The following is a 21,915-nucleotide window of genomic DNA, read 5'->3' as shown; positions in this document are numbered from 1 at the left end:
GATAAAAAATCTGTGTTCATCCGCGTCCATCTGCGGTTCCATTTTGATGAATCAGCTGATGGGTTACAAGTTAGACCTCATCGGTCTCAACTTTTGTCTCCTCAACATTTGCCTCAGTTTTTGGCCGGGCTTTATCAGAGATATCCTTACGGCACCAGGCACCTTCCCAGCGGATCCCCTTAACACGTTCGTAGGCATTCAGTTTCGCCTGGTCGAGATTATCTCCCAGAGCCGTCACGCCGAGAACGCGGCCGCCTGAGTTGACGATCTTGCCGTCTTTTATGCTCGTGCCCGCATGAAAAACTCGCGAGGTTTCCGAGTCAGATTTAGGATCGAGACCACGAATTGCAAACCCTTTTTCATAGTCTCCAGGATACCCTTTGGAAGCCATGACTACACAGACGGCTGGTCGCGGATCCCACTCCGGTTCCGGCACGTCCCGCAATTTCCCCTGCGCTGCTGCATACAGCATTTCGAACAGATCGGATTTCAACCGCATTAATACCGGCTGCGTTTCTGGATCTCCAAATCGCACATTGAACTCCAGAACTTTGGGGCCTTGCCGCGTCATCATGATGCCGGCGTAAAGCACACCACCAAACGGACAGCCTTTTCGCTTCATCTCGTGAACCAGTGGAATGAGGATCGTCTGTGTGATCTGATCCATCATAGCCGCATCAATTACGGGCGTTGGGCAGTAAGCCCCCATGCCGCCGGTATTGGGTCCCTGATCATCATCGTAAGCGGCTTTGTGATCCTGGCTGGCATCGAGCGTGACAATTGTTTTGCCATCAACAATCGCCAGAATACTCGCTTCTTCACCCATCAGGCATTCTTCAATAATCACTCGGCTGCCTGCTTCTCCGAAACGGTTTCCCGCCAGGCAATCCCTTACAAATTCGAGGGCTTCGTCAGCGTCATGACAAACTCGCACACCTTTACCGGCTGCCAACCCATCGGCTTTCACGACAATTGGCTGTTCCCAAAGAGGGTTCGTTCGCTGAAAGAGTTCTCCCTCTTCATTAGTCACATTCATAGGACGTTCGTTGGAGGCAAATCGTCCCCCGCCACAGCGTTCGTGAATATAATTCACTGCTCGATTCAGATTATCAAACGTGATGTAATCCGCAGTTGGAACTTTTGCCCCACGCATGATTTGCTTAGCGAAAGTCTTGCTGCCTTCCAGCTCGGCTGCTGCTTTTGTCGGGCCGAAGATCGTCAGGCCTGCTTTGCGAAATTGATCGACGACGCCTAGAACCAGCGGGACTTCCGGTCCGGGCACTGTCAGGTCAATTTTTTCCCGCTTGGCAAAAGCCAGGAGTTGATCGATGTCCGCATCGGAGATATCCACATTCTCGGCATGCTGCGAAGTCCCCGCATTACCTGGAGCACAATAAATTTTTGTGACCTGAGGGGATTGCGACAACTTCCACACCAATGCGTGCTCACGTCCACCCTGGCCAATCACAAGAACTTTCATAGGAATCTCAACGGTCTCAAAAGCATTTCAATACAGAGAAATACCCAATTACGGGTTATTTGGCATTTCGTTATACCGATCCAATCAGGAATCGCAATCCCGTGAGCAAGATCCAGTTTGTCTTATCAGTCTAAGATCGGCTTGAGAATATGCACCACTATTCAAAAATGCTCATTAAATATACATGGAATGCTTAATAAGCAGGCGACGTGCATTCTGGTTAGGCACTTATTTATTTGGGGATAAACAATTATTCCGATATGTGTACGTATGATTTCGTAAAAAGGTCATCAAAATTTGCCTAGAAGCCTATAATAATTGCAATCAAGTGCGATATTATATCACAGTGCACCGCGCGATTGTCCATTGGAGAAATCCGACAGGCAAATCACGAACTTTGAAATACACCATTTGAGTTGAAATAGAGAAATGAACATCGCTTCTGATCGCCCCAGTGCTCTGGCAGGAATCATAGGGAATTGCCCTGCCATGCAGGAAGTGTATCGCACGACCGAACGGGTCGCGCGATCCTCGGCGACAGTTTTGCTGTTGGGAGAGACTGGAACCGGTAAAGAGTTGATTGCCCGGGCGATTCATGAACTGAGCCCTCGTCGTTCGGGACCCTATATTCGGGTTAACTGTGGAGCCCTGAGTGAAAGTCTGCTCGAAAGCGAACTGTTTGGCCATGTGAAGGGCGCATTTACGAGTGCTTTTGAGAACCGAACCGGACGATTCGAAGCGGCTCACGGCGGAACATTGTTTCTCGATGAAATCAACTCCATGGGATTCCCACTGCAGGTGAAGTTGCTGCGCGTGCTCCAGGAACATGAGTTTGAACGCGTCGGAGATACAAAGACCATCACGGTCGATACCCGAATTGTCGCTGCGACCAACCGCGAATTACTGGAAGAAGTCGAAGAAGAACGATTTCGAGAGGATTTGTATTATCGACTGAATGTGCTGCCGATCTTTTTGCCACCATTACGGGATCGCACGGAAGATCTTCCCGAACTCATTGAATATTTTATCGATAAATATGCAGCCGAAAATGACTGTGCACCACTGAAGTTGACCAAAGATGCTCTGGAAGTAATGACGACCTACACCTGGCCTGGTAATGTTCGTGAACTGGAAAACTATGTTGAACGAGCGGTCGTTATGGCCGATGGCCCAGACTTTTCCGTCGATTTACTGCCGCCCCATGTTCGAGGACTTTCGCCAATTCGCCTGGGGATCAGTAAGTCTCGCAATGTCGAAACGATCTGCGAAGAGTTAATTAATTTCGGCATGGCCGAACAATCCGGTGACGAGACCGACCTCTACCAGCAGATTGTTTCCATGGTCGAAAAGCAACTGATTAGCCAGACCCTAAAAGTCTGCCACGGCGTTCAGACCAAAACCGCCACCCGACTCGGGATCAATCGCAACACGTTGCATAAGAAAATTGAAGAGTATGGGTTAGCGGATGATGCGACTTGAGAAGGTTGAAGGCGAATTTTTTTACAAGCACGAAGCGCAAGCGAGTGTGTTCTCTCTGGATCAACAGACTCGCTTGCGCTTCGTGCTTGTATTCATGGTTGATTGAATCATTAAAAAAGCCGATCGAAAATTCGATCGGCTTTTTATTATTTGCATCTCATCCGAAGATGATTATTGTTTCATAGCCGCTGCCAGAATCTGCGAAGTGCTTTCTCGCATAATTCGTGAATCGACCAATTCACCCTTTTGAAGTGTCGCACGGACGTCTTTACCAGAGATGAACACAGGCTTTTCGTCTTTATGATTTTCCATCAAATCGACGCGGCCCATTGATTCATAATACGCTGCAAAGCCGACGTTGATCGGCTTGATCTGCAGTTCTCCGTTCAGGTTATTGAAGATTTCCTGAGCATCGAAATCACCCCAGATGGCGGATCCATCTTTGAAGGGAGCGTCGGCATGTTTACGGCCAATCACGATGTTGGTGTAGCCGTAGTTCTGGCGATAAATCGCGTGCATGACCGCTTCTTTTGGTCCGCCGTAGAACATTTTGAGGTCGAGACCGAGCAGGACAACGCGATCCGGCACAGCTTCATTGCGAGGTCCCCACAGTTCGGGATCGCTGTCGCCATCACCCATTGCACGATCGGAAATCAACTTCTCGTAGGTTTCCATGCGGATTTCTGCACTGACGTCATCCCCTTTGGTTTCACCAACCAGAGGATTCAGAATCGCACCTGCGTTTTTGCCATCGCGGATCAGGGTTTCGAGTGCGTACACGAGAGCATATTCGTGTGCACGGTGCAGAGGATTACGTGTCTGGAAAGCGACAACGGCATCCCAGCCTTTATCAGCAACCAGTTTGCGAGTTTCACGTGGGCTGAGAACATACTGACCGAATGAAGGATTCTTTGGCTGTGGCAATGCCATCAGGGTTCCGCCGAGCAGGTGTGTTTTGTCGGCATCGTTCACAAGAACCATGTCGGCTCCCGGATGATCGGTTCGTTCGGTGCCGTAAACAGATTTCAGATAACGAGGTTTGTCCCATTCGAAGACATCACTGATATCCAGCGTGCCGACGACATTACCTTCCGGGCAGGTCAAAGCAACTTTTTGACCGCTAGACAGTTTGCCAGCCAGTTCGGAAGTGACCGGGAAAGAAATCGGAATGGTCCAGGCATATTTTTTGCCATCGTTTTCGATGACCGACTCATCGAGTACAAGATTGTAGGTCGCACTGTCCATCGGACCTTCGAGCGGAGAAAGTGTTCCGTCTGCAATACGGTAGACACTGGAGAGGTCAGCAGCAGTCATCGGCACTTTTGTCAAAGAAGCCGCTTCGCTTTTGAAGGTCTCGACATCTGCTGCCGGAACAGTGCGGCAGACAGGTTCAGATAGACCACCATGCACAGGAATTAGATCGCTCATAGTTTAATTGGTTCTACGTGGGAAAGAGGAAACAGTTTGCGTAAAAAGAGCGGACGCATGCTGTCCACCCGTGCCGGAAGATAGAACATCTGACAAGCCAGCGTCAACCGGGAGTTTCAGAAAAGCGAATTTCCTGTCAGATCAATGACTGTATATATCAAATGTCTGAAGGAGTTGAATCAGACTGAAACATTCAAAGTCCCTGCCAATTCACTGATCTGACGCCAGGTTTCATCTGGAATGGAAACGCCATCCTGAATTCGCTTGGTATAGGTTTGTCGTTCCATTTCGCCTGGAAACATGATTTTTTCCACGCCCGGGCATTTTTTCGCTGATTTGATGTGCTCTTCGTAGGACTTCATCCAGCCATCGTATTCTTCTCGCCCGACTATTTGCTCGATGTCGATCAGCTGCATCCAGACTCCGTTGGCTCCGCGAGGCAAGTCGTTTCGACCGACTCCGCTGCCAGAGAGGATTCCGCAAAAAACATCGACCATCACGGAAAGGCCAAAACCTTTATGAGCCAACGGGCCGCCCAATGGTAAAATGCAGCCGTTAGGTTCTGCATAAAAGTCGCCGGGAGTTGTACTCGGGTTGCCGGCTCCGTCAATCATCCAGCCTTCCGGGACCTGCAGACCCGATTGATGAGCAACTCGCAATTTCCCTTCGGCTGTTGCACTGGTCGTCATGTCGAGCACGATGGGAGCCTCGTTTCCGGGAGCCGCCATCGAAATCGGATTCGTTCCCATGCGACGCTCCATCGCTCCGAATGGCGCTACTTGGCCTGGGCCGGGAGCATTTACGGACATCAAAGCGGCAAAGCCTTTCTCGGCTGCCATTTCCGTATAAGAGCCGAGTCGGCCGACGTGATTACAATTGCGAATGAAAGCATCGGCTGTTCCGCAATCGCGGGCTTTTGTAGCCAGCTGATCGAATGCAAAAGTGGAAGCGACCTGACCGAACCCGAAATGGGCATCGACAACCAGAAAAGCCGCTCCTTCCCGAATCACTTCCGGGCTGACTCCCGGTTTGATGTGACCATCTCGAATGAAACTCACATATTGCATCAATCTCATCACACCGTGGCTGTCGTGCCCGACCAGATTCGCCCCGGAAAGTTCCGCAGCCACAACACTTGCTTCTTCAGGAGTTGCTCCCGCAGCAGTTAAGATCTTTGTTCCCATTTCCAAAAGTTCATTCGCAGATAATACCGGCATCGATGCATCCGTTGGCAGAAGTTGTATTAAAAATCATTATTTGTCCGAGTGTGGCAATTTATGGATGACATCGCAAGCTATTGAAATGCCATGCTGATTGAACCTGATCAAAATGGAAAAAGTCACTCAGCGTCTAATGCATCTTCCAGGTCGTCGAGTTTCACTTTCGCGACTTCCATAGTCTGTTTTGCTCCCGAGAATGCAATCAGAATGTGGTTATCTTTTTCGATGATGTGCGGATAATCGATGTGGCGCTCACCAATCAGATAGAGCAGAGATGTGAAGATCAGTCCGTCTCGACTGATTGCAATGGTGAGAGGATCCCGTCTTTTAGGATTTGAATTGGATACCAGTACGTAAAAGTCACGGGATGTCCGAAGCACAAAAAATTTGCTAGTCGCATCTGGAAAATTCGTTGTTTGAATTTCACTCCAGGTTTTTCCCTGATCGGTCGAGAAGCAACGTAGTAAGCGTTTTGAGCCACCATTGTCGCGAATTAAACCGACCAGCGTTTTCCCATCCGGCAAAGTGTACCAATAAGGCTCTTCTGGCTTCTGTACTTTTCCATATTTCGCCAGCGGTCGGTTGTGCCAATCGTCGAACGAATTAACACCACCGATAATAACGCTGACTTGCTGGCGATGATCGCGTCTTGTCATCAGCCACTGACCATCAGGGAGTTTCTTTGGTGGAAAATTATTCAGAGTGTCATCATTGACCGTGCCGTGGCTCTCCCATGAGTTCTTCATTTCGTCCCAACGAAAGGCTTCCAGGCTCAAACCAGGTCCCGGATATCCAGGAGCATTAAAGTGACTTGCCAGTGCAAGGAGTTGGCCATCACGAATCCAGAATCCACGGGCAATCCAACCGAATCCCTCTCGTCGGGGCGGACCGCTCAAATCTTTGGGCTCACTCCAATTTAAACCATCTGAGCTGGTCGCGTAGGAAACTCTCGTTCCCGGGCGGTCATGCCCGGGCACAATATTTCGATGCTTTTCTGGAGCCACGCCAGAACGAGGTAGGCCTGGTCCATCACTCCACATGGCCCAATACTGATTTGCAAAGTCGCAGACATAGGCATGCTGATGAACCCAATGTCCGCCCTGGTCACGCACATCGCTGATCACAGCATGTTCAAATGGAATTTTCGGAAGCTTACGGAAATCGATTTTTTCAGACTGTGTCCCAATTTTGGGCAAGTCGAGCATCACGCGGTCTTCAATTGGAATGGCCCGAGTGTGAATCAAGTCATTTTCCTGTGCAAGAGAAGACTTCACAGAAAAGAACAGGGAGATCATCAGAATAAGATGCAATGAAAATTTCGACATGGTCTATCCAATTCGATACTCGAAAATACTGGAATCAGCTGAACCATGTATAGTTCATTGCTGATGCATTATGCCAGCGTTCTTTCGAATTGAATGGGTCTATCAGGAAGTTGATTTAAAACGGCCAGAAGATTTTCCACCATGTCCAACGACTGTTGGTTGCAGTTTCCTGAGGCACTTCCTGTACGGCGACTTCTGGAGAAAGCGTCTCCAGAGAAGCCGTCTGGATTCCTGATGGTTGTTCTTCCACCGGTTGTATTGGTCCGGGAACCAGCCACGCATAGTGGGATTCGTGAGCGGTCAGACCTCTGGAAACCACAGGTGCACCCGACAGTGTTCGCTTAACATCGACCAGTAGTCCATCGGCGTAACTGGCGTGGCCCAGTTCGAAGAGTCCGAAATCGACCTGAGATGCATCGATCATGTCGATGAATTTTTGTTCCGGGAAGACGGTCAACTCAACTCCACCCTGTCCAAGTCGCCGTCCCTGATGCACCAACTGCGATGCTTTCAGAGCTTTGTCGTTCGAAGAAGCGTAAATCGTCACACGCTCGGCCTGCGTAATTTTTGGAGCGATTTCGTATTTGAAGGTCCGGGCATCGATATCGGGAGCTGCCAGAATCACCTGATTAAATTTTGGAACATCACGATACAACGACTGTTCGGAAAGATTCTTAAGAACATCGGTCACAATTCGATTCCCCATACTGTGAGCAATCAAATGGACTTTTTTAGCACCGGAATCACGAGCAATCTTTTCGACAAATTCAAGAACGTGTTCTTTCGCAAAATCTGCGGAGGTCATATCGGCTACATAGCCGGGCAGTTTTCCCTGAGAAGGCCAGCTGAACATGATTGGTGGCCCCTGAAATTTCAAATCGTGAGCCATCTGAGCCGTCCGACGAGCCGCGTGAGCGAAACTGACGTTGTAGCCATGCACAAAGACAAACGCTTCGTCACTCTCAGAATACTTGACCTCATCCTGCAAATCTTTGAGGAATTGCTCTTCCTGGACCGCTTCGACACTTTGCAGCATCACATGACGATCAGGGTTTTCATTGAACTCCAACTTCCAGATCGAGGGCCGTTCGATTTCGCCATAATCGTGTGAGCCGGGAATACTGACTTCGCAAATACCATACTGAAGTACAGAAGGTTCTGCCCCATAAAAGTCGTTTGGTTTCGGATCGCCTGTCGGCTTTCGATCGGTCCCATAATAAACGCGGACAACATCCCATGCTTTTTCGGGATCCGGGCTGCAAGGCTCTCCGCAAGGTTCCCCTGGCCAGGCTTCAGCTTCTCTGGCCTGATTGTTTTTGGCAATCCGATCACTTGCCGATCTCGGATTCCCACCCAGACTGCAACCGTAGATGAAAGAAACTGTGCAGACAATTCCCAACGTGAAGATGCGAAGTCCATTTCGCATAATTTGGCGCCCTCGTTTTGATTCAAAATTGACGTGTCGAGCATAAATTCAGTGATCACGTGTGGAGCAATAGATGATTTCCTGTTCTGAGGTCAATATTTCACTTATTTAAGAGTAATTTGTGTATTTTCTTCAATGATCTGCATCTTGAAATATTGAGTCAAAATATAGCTGGCCACATTGATATGTGTTGAAGTGTCGATGCCTGATCGGTAACAATAAACAGTAGCAAACAATCATCCCTACCTGCACACCCCTGAGTTTCCCCAGCTTTAACAGAACACAGAGGACATTCGATGCTGAATTTTGAAGGGAAAGGTGTTTCCCACAATTGCAACGGCACCACCCGTCGCGACTTCCTGCAAGTCGGCACCTTGGGAGCGATGGGGCTGACGCTGGCCGATGTGATGGCAGCCGAGGCGGCGATGAAGCCGGGTGAGAAAAAGGATAATCGCTCCTGCATCATGATTTTCAATCTCGGTGCTCCCAGTCATATCGATTTGTGGGACATGAAGCCCGATGCTCCCTCAGAAATTCGCGGCCCCTTCAAGCCGATTTCGACCAGCTCACCGGAAATTCAAATTTCCGAATTGTTGCCGCGTCACGCTCAAGTCGCCGACAAATTCTCGCTGGTACGCTCTGCTCACCACGGCGGAGCCGCCGTTCACGATTCCGGCTGGCAAATTGTGCAGACCGGCCGTCAGTTTTCTGGCGGGGTCAATACTCCCCATGCCGGTGCGGTCGTGAATTATCTGAAAGGTCGTCGAACAGATTTGCCCCCCTTTGTCGTGCTTCCCGAATTAATGGGTCGGGGTGGGGGCAATTTACCGAATGGTCAAGCCGGCGGATTTCTGGGCAAGGCTTACGATCCTTTTGCCTTGAATGCAAATCCGGCCGAAAAGAATTTTCAGGTTCCCGATTTACTACCGCCCAAAGAAATCGGCACGGTCCGATTAAATCGCCGCCAGAAACTCCGTGAGCTTGTTGACGAAACGGCAAACGTCTTCGAAGCCACAGAAAACGCGGCTTTACTGAATGACAATTTTGAATCCGCATTTCGCCTGATGACCAGTCCGCAGGCTCGCGATGCTTTTGATCTCTCAAAAGAGCCAGCCAGCGTTCGAGAAAAATATGGGATGAATCGATTCGGTCAATGCTGCCTACTCGCTCGACGACTGGTCGAAGCCGGCGTTCGATTTGTAACCATCAACACATTCTTGACTGTGTTCAATGAAGTGACCTGGGACATCCACGGTTCCAAACCGTTCACGTCCATCGAAGGCATGCGGACGAAAATCTGTCCGATGTACGATCAGGCTTACGCAGCTTTGCTCGAAGATCTGGAAGAGCGAGGCTTACTGGGAGATACGATGGTCTGCAATCTGTCTGAGTTTGGCCGCACACCGCGCGTCAACCCGGCTGGAGGTCGCGACCACTGGCCTCAATGCTTCACCGTTTATTTTGCCGGTGGAGGAGTGAAGGGGGGACAGGTTGTCGGTGCGAGCGATCCAATCGGTGGAGTTCCTGCAGATCGTCCCGTTGAACCAGCCGATATCGTCGCCACAATTTTCAAGAGTCTGGGGCTGGACCCCGAAACGACATTGCCGGGCCCAGGAAACCGCCCATTCCCTCTCGTCGACTTCGGCCATCATCCAATTCACGAATTATTTTGATGTCTTTCCACAGGTCGTCCGTGTAGGTTTGGTTCGCGAAGTGAAACCCAACACTAATACTAATCGACGGGTGGCGGGGCGCTCTCGAAGAGAAGCCCCCGAATCGGTGAACTTTCGGGGGCTTCCGCTAACGCGGAGCGCCACCCCAGGTCAATTGATAATGATCAATTATTTTTTTGTGTTCCACTTAAACTGGTTAATACCATGAAAAGCTGTGTTCCCATTATTTTGATCCTCATTGGTTCGTTATTCACGAATCAATCCTCTATTTATGCGCAATCGGTAATTCTCCCCGCCGAAGTCGTCATCAGTAATCCGACAGCCACTCAACAGTTGCTGTTACAGAAATCAGAAGGTCAGGAAGTCGGCTCTCAAGTCATTAAAGGCATCGAGTGGAAATCATCTGATGAATCGATCGCACAAGTATCAGCCGAGGGCATTATCACACCTATCGCCAATGGCAAAGTGACAATCAGTGCTATTTATCAAAACGAAACGAGTGAGGCTACGGTCACTGTTCAAAATGTAGAGCAGAAAAATTCTCCCTCATTCCGGCACGATATTTTGCCTGTGCTTTCCAAAGCCGGGTGTAATTCCGGTGCCTGTCATGGAGCCCTCGCCGGGAAGGGGGGCTTTCGTCTGTCTTTACGAGCGTATGACCCGCCAACAGATTTCTTCAACATCGTGAAACAGGATCAGGGAAGACGAGTCGAATTTGCCGATCCCGGTCGCAGTCTGATACTTGCCAAACCTTCTGGCGGAATGCCCCACAAAGGAGGCATTCGATTTGAAACCGACTCGGAAGAATATCAGATTATCGCTCACTGGATATCCTCAGGAGCTCCCGGACCGACGCCTGAAGATCTTGAAGTGCAAGCACTCACTGTGTTGCCGGGACGTTCGCTGCATCAGGTGGAAGAGCATCAAAAACTTGTTGTCCAGGCTACTTTTTCAAATGGAGAACAACGTGATGTAACGTCCCGTGTGATCTGGTCTTCGACGAATGAAGCTGTCTGCTCGGTCGACGAGCATGGAAATGTCACCATTAACGGCCCGGGTGAAGGTGCGATTGTTGCCTGGTATTCGAGTCTTGTTGCGATTGCCCGCATTACCGTTCCCTTTCCGGAAGTTTCCGATCCACTGGCCGATCAGGATCAAGTCGATCAGCGGAAGCCGAAGAATGTTCTGGATGAATTGATCGACAAACAACTGGTGCGACTCAACCTCCCAGCCTCTGCAGGGTGTACTGATCAAACCTTTGTTCGCCGTGCTTATGTCGATACTATTGGTCGACTTCCGACCGTTCAGGAAACGCAAAAGTTTCTAACTAATAATGCTCCTGAGAAACGCGATCAACTGATCGAAACGCTGCTCAACTCCGAAGACTTCGTCGATTTCTGGGCCTATCAATGGTCGGACGTGATGATGATCAACGGCACGTTACTCAGGCCGCAAGCGGTGAAGACTTATTACGAATGGCTGCATTCGCATGTCGAAAAGAACACGCCCTGGAATGAGGTCGTGCAGGAAGTCGTCACTGCGACCGGCAGCAGTGTCGAAAATGGGGCGACGAATTTCTATGCCCTGCATCAATCGCCTGAGGATATGACCGAAAATGTTTCGCAGGCTTTTCTCGGATTATCGATCGGCTGTGCCAAGTGCCATAATCACCCTCTCGAAAAATGGACCAACGACCAATACTACGGCATGGCCAACCTGTTCGCCCGCGTGAAGGCCAAAGGTTGGGGAGGCGAGAGTCGCAATGGCGATGGCATCCGCACCCTCTATGTCACCGAATTCGGAGATCTCGTTCAACCAAGAACAGGCAAGCCTCAACCGCCGACGCCGCTCGATGCCGTTTCTCTGGAAATGGATGATCCGTCCGACCGCCGCATTGAACTGGCCGAGTGGTTGACTGCTCCAGAGAATCCCTATTTTGCCCGCTCGATCACCAATCGCATCTGGGCTCGATACTTCGGTGTTGGCCTTGTGGAAATGGTCGATGACATGCGTGCCACCAACCCCGCTTCCAATGACGAATTGTTGCAAGCCGCTGCGGATTATCTTGTCGAACAAAAGTTCGATTTGAAATCACTCATGCGACTGATCCTGCAGTCCAATGCCTATCAGAGATCCAGTGAACCTCTCCCCGGAAATCGGGATGAGCAGCGTTTTTATTCACGATATTATCCCCGTCGAATGATGGCCGAAGTCCTGCATGATGCCATCGTGCAGGTCACTGGAGTTCCGACAAAATTCGACTTCATTGGCTTTCCAGGAGCAGATCGGCAGAAGACGGATTTCTATCCCGAAGGAACACGTGCGGTCGAACTGTTTGATTCGGCCGTCGAAAACTATTTCCTGTCGACATTTGGTCGTAATCCTCGAAATATCGTCTGTGAATGCGAACGCTCTGCGGAACCAAGCACGGTTCAGGTGCTGCATCTTTCCAACGGAGAGACGATCAATAAGAAACTCAAAGACGATAAGGGACGTGTCGCCGAAATGCTGCGACTCCGCTCACTCGGAATGTCGGACTCTACTCTGGTGGACGAACTCTATCTGAGCAGTCTGGGACGATACACTACGACTCACGAGCGAGATGAAATCACATCGATGCTGCCTGGGGCTGGCTCTCCGGAAGAACGCGATGTTGTTGAAGATATTTTCTGGGCCATCCTGAGTACCCGCGAGTTCTTGTTTAATCATTGATTCGTAGGTCAGGCTGTGCCTGACGAGATCAGAGGTAGAACGCACAATTCGTCAGGCACAGCCTGACCTACAGATTAAATACTGTCAAAGTGATCAATCATGACATCAAAATATTTCGCACACTACTTGGTATTCAACACATTGCTGTTAATTTTCACGTCGGGACAACTTCTTCAGGCAGCCGACGAAACTCACCCCGACTATCTGCGCGATGTCCAGCCACTGCTCAACAAATACTGCTCAGGCTGTCACAGCGAAGCGGATCGGGAAGCCGACTTTTCCACGGAAACTTATCAGTCTCTACATGCAGGTTTGAAAGAGAAACCTGTGCTGTTAGCTGGTGATTCCGAAAACAGTCTGCTGATTCGACTCATCGAAAAGCGAGCCGAACCTTCCATGCCTCCAGAAGATGAACCACAGCCGACTGCTGAAGAAATTGCAGTGTTGAGGAGTTGGATTGAATCGGGAGCAGCAGGACCAGAAGGCAAACAACCCGATCGTTTGATGCTGAATGTTCCGGAGATCCCCGCTTATCAGAACATGCAGCCCATCACGGCTCTGGCAACATCTCCCGCTGGAGAGTTAGCTGTTGGTCGGTTCGGCGAAGTGCTGATCCTGCCGGCCCCTGCAACAGTTTCTGAGACCAAGAGACAAATTTCACTGGAATCACCTCGTCTCACGCTGAAAGAGGTCCCCGGCAAAATTAATTCTCTATCGTTCTCACAGGATGGAACTCAGCTGGTTGTCGCTTCGGGAGTGACTGGCCGGGGAGGGTGGGTTGCGATCTATGAAACAGGTTCAGGAAATCAACTGCATTTGTATGAAGGACATTACGACACGGTTTTCGATGCTCAGCTTTCTCCCGATGGATCAACTCTTGCAACCAGTAGTTACGACAAGTCAATCATCCTGTGGGAGACCGCAACCGGAAAGCAGCTTCATGTCCTCTCAGGCCATAATGGTTCCGTGTATGATGTCGCGTTCAACCCGGATGGTCAGCTGCTGATCTCCGGCAGTGCAGATGATACCTGCAAAGTCTGGCGCGTAGCCGACGGAATGCGGCTCGATACGCTTGGGCAACCGCTCAAGGAAGTTTACGCCTGTCAGTTTTCTCCAACTGGAGATCGCATGGCGGCTGTCGGAGCCGATAAGAAATTAAGGATCTGGAAAACGGTTTCCCACAATCAACCGAAAATCAATCCTCAACTGTTTGCCCGTTTTGCCCATGAAGCAACCGTCTCCAATTTATTGTGGACGGCTGATGGTCAGCATCTGTTGACGTTCTCGGAAGATGGAGTCATCAAACTTTGGGACGCAAATTCCTTCCAGGAAATTTATGTCTGGGAAAAAGACAGTCGAGAAACCGGAGCAACGGCATGCCTCTCAGCGGATCAGAAATCGTTCTTTACCGGCAGGCTCGATGGCACAATCATGACTTATCGAATTCCAGAAATCGAATTGACTTCTCTGCCGGGCAATCAGATCGATCACGCGGCTGACCCCATCATTCCTGAAACTAAGGAACAGACCAAGCTGACGGAAACCGAACCGAACCAGACACCCGATCAAGCCATTTCTGTGCAGATTCCAGCCAGCATCAGTGGCACGATCTCAGGTCGCAATGAATTGCAGACGGATTTTGATCTCTACCGAATTCATTGTCAGGCAGGCGAAGACTGGGTGATCGAAACGAACACGGCTCGCTCAAAATCACCGCTCGACTCCTTTGTTGAAGTTCTGGATGCAAAAGGTGATAAACTGCTACATGTGAACCTTCAGGCAGTGAGGGAATCTTACTTTACTTTCCGAGGCAAAAATTCCGATCAGTTCAACGATTTCCGTATCTTCAACTGGACGGAAATGAAGCTCAACGAGTATCTCTATTCCAATGGAGAAGTTGCAAAACTGTATCATTATCCACGTGGGGCGGATTCTGGATTTAATATGTATCCTGGAGGCGGCAATCGCTGGGGTTACTTCGATACAACCCCGCTTTCTCACGCCTTAAATGAACCCTGCTATATCGTCGAACCAATCGCTCCTGATGAAAAAGTCATTCCCAATGGATTGCCTGTCTTCCCCGTTTATTATGAGAATGATGATTCAAGTCAGCGGGACCTCGGCAGCGATTCCCGCTTATTCTTCACTGCTCCTGCTGAGGGCGATTATCTGGTGAAAATCTCAGATGTCCGCAACTACGAAGGGCCAGATTTCAAATATCAACTGGAGATCCGCCCGCGACAGCCAGATTTTCAACCGCGTCTGCAGTCCGATACATTAACTCTTCATCCCGGCAGCAGACAGGAATTTCAGGTGCGGGTGAATCGCAAAGACAATTACATGGGGCCTGTGACCTTCAAGTTTGAAAATCTGCCAGAGGGAATCGCAGTCACGACACCATTGATTGTTGAAGAAGGACAGATTGAAGCGTTGGGAGTGATCTCAGTTGCCGAGAATACGGAAATTGATCCTGATTGGGCGGCAGCCGTCAAGATTACAGCTGAAGCGGACATCCTTGGAGAAGTTCGCACTCACGAAGTCAACGGCTTCAAAGAGTGGAAAAATGGAGGTGCACCCAAACTAACTTTGGAGATTGTTCCTTCACCACGCAGCCCGCAACCCATATCTAAACCGGATGATGAAACCCTGGAATTCGAAGTTTCTCCGGGAGAAACCATCCAACTCAAAGTCATCGCCAATCGCAACGGACACAAAGGACCGATTTCCTTCGGCAATGAAGATTCCGGCCGGAATTTACCTTACGGAGTTTACGTTGATAACATCGGCTTGAACGGGTTACTGATTACCGATGAAAACACCGAACGCGAATTCTTTATCACCTGCGATCCAGCTGCGAAACCGCAGTCGCGGCTATTCCATCTAAGAACGACTGCAGCTGGAGGCCAGGCGACTCAACCTGTGCGGATTCATGTGCTTGAGAAATAGTTATTGAAATCTGTCGAGCCGAGCCAGTGATAGCTCGGATTCGTTCAAACCTTTGAGAGGGGTGGCGGGGGCGATCTCAAAGAGAAGCCCCCGAATCGTAGCTTTCACGGGGGCTTCCGCTGAAGCGGAGCGCCCCCGCCACCCCGTTTGTTGATCAAGTTTTCCAGTGATTAAAGCCAGTTAAACCAAGCAAGGCGATGCAATTAGGAAAACGGTTGGCTCATACTTTTTCGGCAGCATCTCGACAAATCTTCAACATTGCTTTAGCCGCCTCTTTTGATGTGTGGCGGGCATTCACACCTTCCAATCCAGAATTACGATGGTGCAAATGCAGTTCTGGATTTTCAAGCAACTGTCGTAGAGAGTTCGCATGGTCACGGGAGTTGCAGGGCTCATACATCAATCCTCCGCCAGTCGATTCAATCAATTCCGGGAAACTTCCCCGTCGTGGCTGGACGACAGGAATCCCAGCCGCCATCGCTTCCAGCAAATATAGTCCCTTTGGCTCCTCGTAATTCGCAGGGACACTCAACAGATGGAGCTGTCTCAGGAAATCCATCTTCTCAGAATGCTGAGCAGGACTTCCGATATATTGAAATCGATCTCCCAGAAATTTTGCTTCTGACTGAATCCTTTTGAAGTACGAGCGATGTTGTGGACCGAGATAGCCGCCGACATGCAATTCAAAATCGATGCCATCTTCATGCAAATGGTGAGTTGCCTGAACGAGTTCGAGCAATCCTTTTTCGGGAGCAATTCTGGCAAAGTAACCGATTCGTGGAAGCGTGTTGGCGGAAGTGGCAAGATCCTGCACTTCATGAGCATCGACATCAACAGAGAGAGGGATTTGCAGAAAACGCCCTCGATCGATTCCCAGAAATTCAGACATCAAATCGGCATACACACGAGTATGCGTGATAAAACCTGCAAATTGTTCACTGTTTCTGCGAATTGAATCGATGGCGGTTTGCCGGTACTGATCAGGCAATTGATTCAGAAACAGATCATCCCCCTGCAGCAGACAGAAAATTGGTTTGGAATATCGCTTAGTCAGCAATGGCATCACACCACTCAATAAAGCATTTGTAAACAGGATCACATCCGGCTTAAGGTCATCTATAAGATGATCCACAAAAACCTGATACTCCCGCTGCATCGGACCAGTATCTCCATTGAGCATGGAAATGGTCATCGGGCCCAAATCAGCTCCGTCGTTTTTAATTCCAAACGAAGTGGCCCATTTGATGACGCGAGGATGATCGAGCCACGAGACAAGAGGTCGCGGCAAATGCTTCCAGAAACCGATACTGTTATCGAGATATAAATTGATCCCCCCCAGATAGACAGGCGTATGCGACATATTTTCCTGATCGACGCGGATGGGGGTATAAGTCGGAATCAGCGAGACTTCACAATCGAGTTGCATCAGCGCACGAGCAATTGCGTTATCCTGCATGCAGGATCCGCAAAACATTCCCGCTCCCCCCGCTGTCACAAACGCAATGTGCATCCCAGACCCTGCTCCCGAAAAATTTTTTCTAATGCGATTACTTTCATCGCATGAATTCTATCTTATCAGAGTGTCGGGGCCACCTGAAGAAATGGCAGTCTGTCCTGAATTGAATGCAAGTCGTTGAGTATCGGTGGGATTACTTCTGCTTAGGATTCTCTGGGAACAGCATACTCACACTGGTTCGATCGTGCACCGAACGAATTGCAGCTGCGAAGACTTCGGCGACACTCACAATTTGAAGTTTCTCGCACGACTTTTTAGGTAACGGCTCAATCGTATCGGTTGTGAAAAGCTTGGTAATTGGACTGGCTGTAATTTTCGGGCCTGCACTTTCGGTGAGAGCCGCGTGTGAAACAGCTGCATAAATATCATTGGCTCCTCGAGCTTTCAGCAACTCCGCCATCGAAATTAGAGTTCCACCGGAAATCGTGAAGTCATCTACAATGACAACATTCTTACCTTTCACATCTCCGATAATTTCAAGAACTTCTGCCTGCTCTGTATGATCAGTCCGCTCTTTATTTCCGATGACTACGGGGACGCCCAGTAATTTGGCAAAAGCTGAGGCTCCTTTGGCGAAGCCAACATCCGGACTGCAGATCACAAGGTTATCAATCCCCATGGAACTGATGTGTTCAGCCAACACATAACGTCCATACAGATGATCGACCGGAATCTGAAAGAAGCCTTGAATCTGCGGACTGTGCAGATCCATCATCAAGCATCGATCTGCACCAGCTTCCTCGATGGCATCAGCACAAACACGAGCGCGGATGGAAACACGAGGCTCGTCCTTTTTATCCCCCTTCGCATAGCTGAAGTAGGGGATGACAGCCGTCACACTTTGTGCACTGGCACGCTTGAGAGCGTCGATCCAGAACAGCAACTCCATGAAATTATCATTAACAGGATGATGCACACCCTGAATGATGAAGCAATCCCGACCGCGGACGTTTTCAAGCACTCGCACAAACACATTGCCATCACTGAACGTATGTGTTTCTGCGGGCGTCAATCGCAATCCGAGTGAACGGGCGATCGCCTTGGACAATTCCTGATTCGCCGATCCTGCCAGGACTGCAAGATCGCCCTGAGGAGCCTGAAATGGCATGGGGCGAGGCCCCGAATGCTCGTGATGAATCATCACGACAACTTTCTGCTAATGATTGACCACTGTGATATCTATGCAATTTCATGCACAACAAGCGGTCATAATACTCGGCTCACCGGGAACCACAAGCGGCGGGCTAAAATCCAATTAAGGAAATGCGATTTCAGTTAGATATGCGAACTGAAAGGCATATTTTATCGGATCAAAGTTTCAGAAGTGGGTTGAGCAGCTGTTCGAGGAAGAGCGGTCTGGCGTTTGAGTAGCAGGATCTGATGGGGACGCAAAAACCGATCGATTTTTTCCACGACCACAACATCTTTAGGCATCACATCATCCAGCTGACTCAATTCCTGATCCCGCACACAGAGAACGCCTTCAGGATGCTCTTTCCAGAACTGAGCGACTTCTTCACTGGAATGATGTCTCAGGACCGGCCTTTCGGCATAAAATGGGAGATTCGGTGCGAAATATTGATAAGTCGCAAACGGAACTGAAGATTCACTCAATCGGCTCGCACTCAACCCAAGTTGACTGCTTTCCTGAGCCTGGCTGATCCATGGGGTGACGCCTGCAAAGACAGCCGAGACAAAGGCAATCGAACAAACTCCGATTCCTTTCAGAATCTGCTTGCGATTCATCAGCTGATTTTGTGTCAGCATCCAGCAACCGGCTGCAATCGGCAGGCAACCGACCAAACCAACGGCCCAGTAACCCGGCAATAACAATTGAGAAACGATCGGAAAAGCAACGATTAATGCCACGCCGCTGACGATTAACGACCGAGCCCCCCAGGTAAAGGACCAGTTCGGCAAGGTGAGACGACCTTCCTGCCAGCGGACGAGCGTCCAGCCCATCATCAAAGCGAGTGGGGGATAGCAGGGGAGGACATAATTCGGGAGTTTCGTTTGAGCAATCGAGAAGAAGCCGACATACACTCCAGCCCAGCAGAGCAGAAATAAAAGTCCCTGATTGTCCTTTTCAAATCGATGCCTCTGTGAAGCAGCCAGGTAGAGCGTAACTGGTAAAAAGACCGACCACGGGAAAAAACCCATCAGAATAGCGATCACATAATAGAAGATTGGGCCACTGTGACCTTCCATCGCAGATGAAAATCGTCCGATATTGTGACCACCTAAAAAACCTTCGAGCCAGGCTCCATTGGTCATCCAACCGACGGTAACGTACCACGGCAAGGCGACCAGACCGACGACCAGTAAAATGGTGAAGGGACGCATTGCCCACAATGCTGGAAAGAATCGGGAAGGAGCGATGAAGGCCGCAAGATAGTTCACGAGTTCATTCGCAGACTGGAGCGGCCTATTCCAGGATAAATCCTGTGGAGTGTGAGGAGCCGGGCCACGGCACATCAAAAATAACCCAATCACAGAGCAGGGGAGCAGAAAGCCGACTGGCCCTTTGGTCAGAACAGCTAATCCCATCAACGCATACAACAATACATAACCTGAAAAGTTCGCTGGCAGATAGCCTTTTGGCCAAGCTGCATTCTCAGGATGAGACCAGCCTTTTTCTCCGACCGGTTGCAAACGAATATAAGCAAAGATGGAAAGCGTAATGAATGCAATCAACGTGGCATCGGGTGTGGAGATACGCCCGCTCACGACATACATCATCGTTGAGGACAGGATGATACTCGACCAGAATGCAACCGCCTGACCAAAGAATCGCCAGCCAATTTGATAGACCGTCAACACAGTAATCGTCGCCATGATGGCCGATGGAAGTCGTGCGGATAACTCGCTGACTCCAAGTAGATTGAACGAGGAAAGCATCAGCCAGTACAGCATAATGGGCTTATCGGTACGCAGCTCATAATTGAACGTGGGCACCACCCAGTCCGACCGTTCGTACATTTCCCGGCCGCATTCGGCATTTTTGGGTTCATCTTCATCGAACAGGCGAGCCGCTCCCAGATTCAGGAAGAAGACGCAGCCGCAAGTCAATAACAGGATCAGGTGATGGCGAAGAGTCGTCGTCATGGCACATCCATTTGCCGGAAAGTACTATAGAAACACAGCATCTTGCTGTAGGTCGTAAGAGTCTATACGAGATCGGGGAATGACATCCAGATCAGATTATTTGTCTTGTCGGGTGAAGCGTGCCTCTGTTTCAGCCCGCAACTGAACGGCCTGCGATATTTGCCCGACTTCTTCCAGCAAATCGGCTGCTCTTAGTGTGGCCAGACGAGCCAGAGGGACATTTGTGACATCCATCATTGTTAACCAGAGATAGTGAGCGGCTGCAAGCTCTTTCTGCACAATTCGCTCGTAACCCATTCCCAACACAAACATCGGACCACATCGATATTCCTCCTTCAAATCCAGCAATTGGCGTTCCCAGCGTTCCAGGTCGCCATCGGTGATATCATCGGTGATCAATTCTCGACGCCACAATTGTGTTTTGGTGAGATACCGAATCAGTGGAACGGGATTTGTCATCATTTCACGCAGGACAGACTCTGCTCTGGCTCCATATTCGGGACTATCGACCAGCCAACTGGCACCAATGAGGCGTTCGATCGATTTGTCAGACTGCAAAACGCTGACCGCCCAGACCTTTTCCTCACTTGTCAACTCCTCATCATTCCAGTGCAGAGGAATCAACTCCTGATGCCGAGATAAAGGATCGCTATTGAGCAAAGTCAGATACTTCTGAGTCGCCCGAAGCCAGTTCTGCTGATTGATCAGCACCTCGATTTGACCAGCTAGAATTTCCCGCTGGAGCCAGGCACGTTTTTCCTGAGATTGAGCGGATTCAAATTGGCTGAATGCCTCGGCATATCGCAGTTCATTCAGTGATCGAATCGCTTCCTGGTGAGCCTGATTCCGTTCTGGAGCATAGGCGACAATGTCATTAGCGGATAACGTCTTGACGGTATCTGGGAATTGCACCCGAAAAACAAGCTCTTTGTGATTGTATTCAATGATCTGCCCATTCAATACAACCTGTCCATTTGTGCGACGGGTTTTATAGACGACCGTTTCTATCGCACAGCATTGACTGGCTGTCAACGGGATTGTCATCGCGATTATGAGCCCTGGAATTAATTTCGATGTCGCGGACTTTTCGTTTTTATCAACATGAGTTGAATCTAATTTTTCCTCAGATTCAACTCGGCACCACGCCCATCCCAACATCAATATTCCTAGAGTAATCATCACATCGGCCAGATTGAAAATCCCTGTTCGCATGGAGCCGATCCCTATATTCAGGAAATCAATGACGACTCCCTGGCGAAACACTCGATCCAGTAAATTCCCCAGACCACCGGCCAGGACAAGTGCAAATGAAGCTTGTTCCCACGTAGAAATTGATCGGGCCCGGTAAAGATAAATACAGATCCCGACAAGCAGAATTGTATTGAGACCAACCATCATGGCAAATCGCAAAGCAATAGGGGCCTCGGCTCCTATGCTCAGGAATGCTCCTGTATTTTCAGCATAAACCAATCGAATCGTATCCACCAGGTAGAACCGCGGTGGGCTATCGAGCAATGCGTATCTGGCCCACACTTTGGAAGCCTGATCCATAATCACCAGCAGTATCACACCGATCAGCAATCGCATTCACTTCTATCTTTCTGC

At 49.7% G+C, this 21,915-nt stretch carries 13 protein-coding genes; 4 read left to right on the top strand and 9 right to left on the bottom strand.

The features are described from left to right. Window positions 1-70: 70 nt before the first annotated feature. Window positions 71-1,480, bottom strand: coding sequence for a phosphoribosylamine--glycine ligase (purD, locus tag Pan54_RS11285; protein WP_146503581.1), 1,410 nt, complete (start codon window positions 1,478-1,480; stop codon window positions 71-73). A 429-nt stretch (window positions 1,481-1,909) separates the two neighbouring features. On the opposite strand from purD, the gene Pan54_RS11280 reads away from it, so the two are divergent. Then, window positions 1,910-2,959 carry a sigma-54 interaction domain-containing protein gene (locus tag Pan54_RS11280; RefSeq protein ID WP_146503580.1) on the top strand — a complete coding sequence of 350 codons (1,050 nt, stop codon included), beginning with the start codon at window positions 1,910-1,912 and terminating at the stop codon, window positions 2,957-2,959. Window positions 2,960-3,130: 171 nt separating this feature from the next. Here the strand turns inward: Pan54_RS11280 and Pan54_RS11275 are convergent, their stop codons facing one another. The 4 genes from Pan54_RS11275 to Pan54_RS11260 all read right to left on the bottom strand — a co-directional run bounded on the left by Pan54_RS11275 (window position 3,131) and on the right by Pan54_RS11260 (window position 8,358). After that, window positions 3,131-4,387 carry a sulfate adenylyltransferase gene (locus Pan54_RS11275; protein WP_146503579.1) on the bottom strand — a complete coding sequence of 419 codons (1,257 nt, stop codon included), beginning with the start codon at window positions 4,385-4,387 and terminating at the stop codon, window positions 3,131-3,133. Window positions 4,388-4,566: 179 nt separating this feature from the next. Continuing rightward, a complete protein-coding gene (locus Pan54_RS11270) occupies window positions 4,567-5,604 on the bottom strand; it encodes an Ldh family oxidoreductase (RefSeq protein ID WP_146503578.1) in 1,038 nt (345 codons plus the stop codon). A gap of 122 nt (window positions 5,605-5,726) precedes the next feature. Next, window positions 5,727-6,932, bottom strand: a complete 1,206-nt coding sequence (locus Pan54_RS11265; RefSeq protein ID WP_146503577.1) for a sialidase family protein — start codon at window positions 6,930-6,932, stop codon at window positions 5,727-5,729. 115 nt (window positions 6,933-7,047) lie between these two features. Continuing rightward, window positions 7,048-8,358: an alpha/beta hydrolase gene (locus tag Pan54_RS11260; protein WP_146503576.1), complete on the bottom strand. Its 1,311-nt coding sequence runs from the start codon at window positions 8,356-8,358 to the stop codon at window positions 7,048-7,050. Window positions 8,359-8,654: 296 nt separating this feature from the next. Here Pan54_RS11260 and Pan54_RS11255 point away from each other — a divergent pair, with 296 nt between their 5' ends. The 3 genes from Pan54_RS11255 to Pan54_RS11245 all read left to right on the top strand — a co-directional run bounded on the left by Pan54_RS11255 (window position 8,655) and on the right by Pan54_RS11245 (window position 15,689). Then, window positions 8,655-10,031, top strand: coding sequence for a DUF1501 domain-containing protein (locus Pan54_RS11255; RefSeq protein WP_146503575.1), 1,377 nt, complete (start codon window positions 8,655-8,657; stop codon window positions 10,029-10,031). Window positions 10,032-10,235: 204 nt separating this feature from the next. Next, the gene (locus Pan54_RS11250; RefSeq protein WP_146503574.1) at window positions 10,236-12,743 is read left to right on the top strand and encodes a DUF1553 domain-containing protein; all 2,508 of its coding nucleotides are present in this window, start codon (window positions 10,236-10,238) and stop codon (window positions 12,741-12,743) included. A 99-nt stretch (window positions 12,744-12,842) separates the two neighbouring features. Continuing rightward, a complete protein-coding gene (locus tag Pan54_RS11245) occupies window positions 12,843-15,689 on the top strand; it encodes a c-type cytochrome domain-containing protein (RefSeq protein WP_146503573.1) in 2,847 nt (948 codons plus the stop codon). A 220-nt stretch (window positions 15,690-15,909) separates the two neighbouring features. Here the strand turns inward: Pan54_RS11245 and Pan54_RS11240 are convergent, their stop codons facing one another. The 4 genes from Pan54_RS11240 to lspA form a co-directional block, all read right to left on the bottom strand. Further along, a complete protein-coding gene (locus Pan54_RS11240) occupies window positions 15,910-17,199 on the bottom strand; it encodes a glycosyltransferase family 4 protein (RefSeq protein ID WP_146503572.1) in 1,290 nt (429 codons plus the stop codon). Window positions 17,200-17,338: 139 nt separating this feature from the next. Further along, entirely contained in the window at window positions 17,339-18,346 is a 1,008-nt protein-coding gene (locus Pan54_RS11235) for a ribose-phosphate diphosphokinase (RefSeq protein WP_242631458.1), read from the bottom strand. Between the two features lie 161 nt (window positions 18,347-18,507). Beyond that, complete coding sequence (locus Pan54_RS11230; protein WP_146503571.1) at window positions 18,508-20,310, bottom strand: ArnT family glycosyltransferase; 1,803 nt, start codon at window positions 20,308-20,310, stop codon at window positions 18,508-18,510. A gap of 96 nt (window positions 20,311-20,406) precedes the next feature. Next, window positions 20,407-21,897 (bottom strand): signal peptidase II, encoded by a 1,491-nt coding sequence (lspA, locus tag Pan54_RS11225; protein WP_146503570.1) that lies wholly within the window; start codon window positions 21,895-21,897, stop codon window positions 20,407-20,409. Window positions 21,898-21,915 lie beyond the last annotated feature (18 nt).

It is taken from the genome of Rubinisphaera italica, assembly GCF_007859715.1.
Lineage (GTDB): Bacteria > Planctomycetota > Planctomycetia > Planctomycetales > Planctomycetaceae > Rubinisphaera > Rubinisphaera italica.
The sequence above is the reverse complement of the archived record's forward strand: the minus strand, read 5'-3'. Positions and strand labels throughout refer to the sequence as shown.

Coding starts and splice junctions, on each gene's coding strand:
- purD (WP_146503581.1), bottom strand. CDS start 1,480: ATGAAAGTTCTTGTGATTGGCCAGGGTGGACGTGAGCACGCATTGGTG.
- Pan54_RS11280 (WP_146503580.1), top strand. CDS start 1,910: ATGAACATCGCTTCTGATCGCCCCAGTGCTCTGGCAGGAATCATAGGG.
- Pan54_RS11275 (WP_146503579.1), bottom strand. CDS start 4,387: ATGAGCGATCTAATTCCTGTGCATGGTGGTCTATCTGAACCTGTCTGC.
- Pan54_RS11270 (WP_146503578.1), bottom strand. CDS start 5,604: ATGCCGGTATTATCTGCGAATGAACTTTTGGAAATGGGAACAAAGATC.
- Pan54_RS11265 (WP_146503577.1), bottom strand. CDS start 6,932: ATGTCGAAATTTTCATTGCATCTTATTCTGATGATCTCCCTGTTCTTT.
- Pan54_RS11260 (WP_146503576.1), bottom strand. CDS start 8,358: ATGCGAAATGGACTTCGCATCTTCACGTTGGGAATTGTCTGCACAGTT.
- Pan54_RS11255 (WP_146503575.1), top strand. CDS start 8,655: ATGCTGAATTTTGAAGGGAAAGGTGTTTCCCACAATTGCAACGGCACC.
- Pan54_RS11250 (WP_146503574.1), top strand. CDS start 10,236: ATGAAAAGCTGTGTTCCCATTATTTTGATCCTCATTGGTTCGTTATTC.
- Pan54_RS11245 (WP_146503573.1), top strand. CDS start 12,843: ATGACATCAAAATATTTCGCACACTACTTGGTATTCAACACATTGCTG.
- Pan54_RS11240 (WP_146503572.1), bottom strand. CDS start 17,199: ATGCACATTGCGTTTGTGACAGCGGGGGGAGCGGGAATGTTTTGCGGA.
- Pan54_RS11235 (WP_242631458.1), bottom strand. CDS start 18,346: ATGATTCATCACGAGCATTCGGGGCCTCGCCCCATGCCATTTCAGGCT.
- Pan54_RS11230 (WP_146503571.1), bottom strand. CDS start 20,310: ATGACGACGACTCTTCGCCATCACCTGATCCTGTTATTGACTTGCGGC.
- lspA (WP_146503570.1), bottom strand. CDS start 21,897: ATGCGATTGCTGATCGGTGTGATACTGCTGGTGATTATGGATCAGGCT.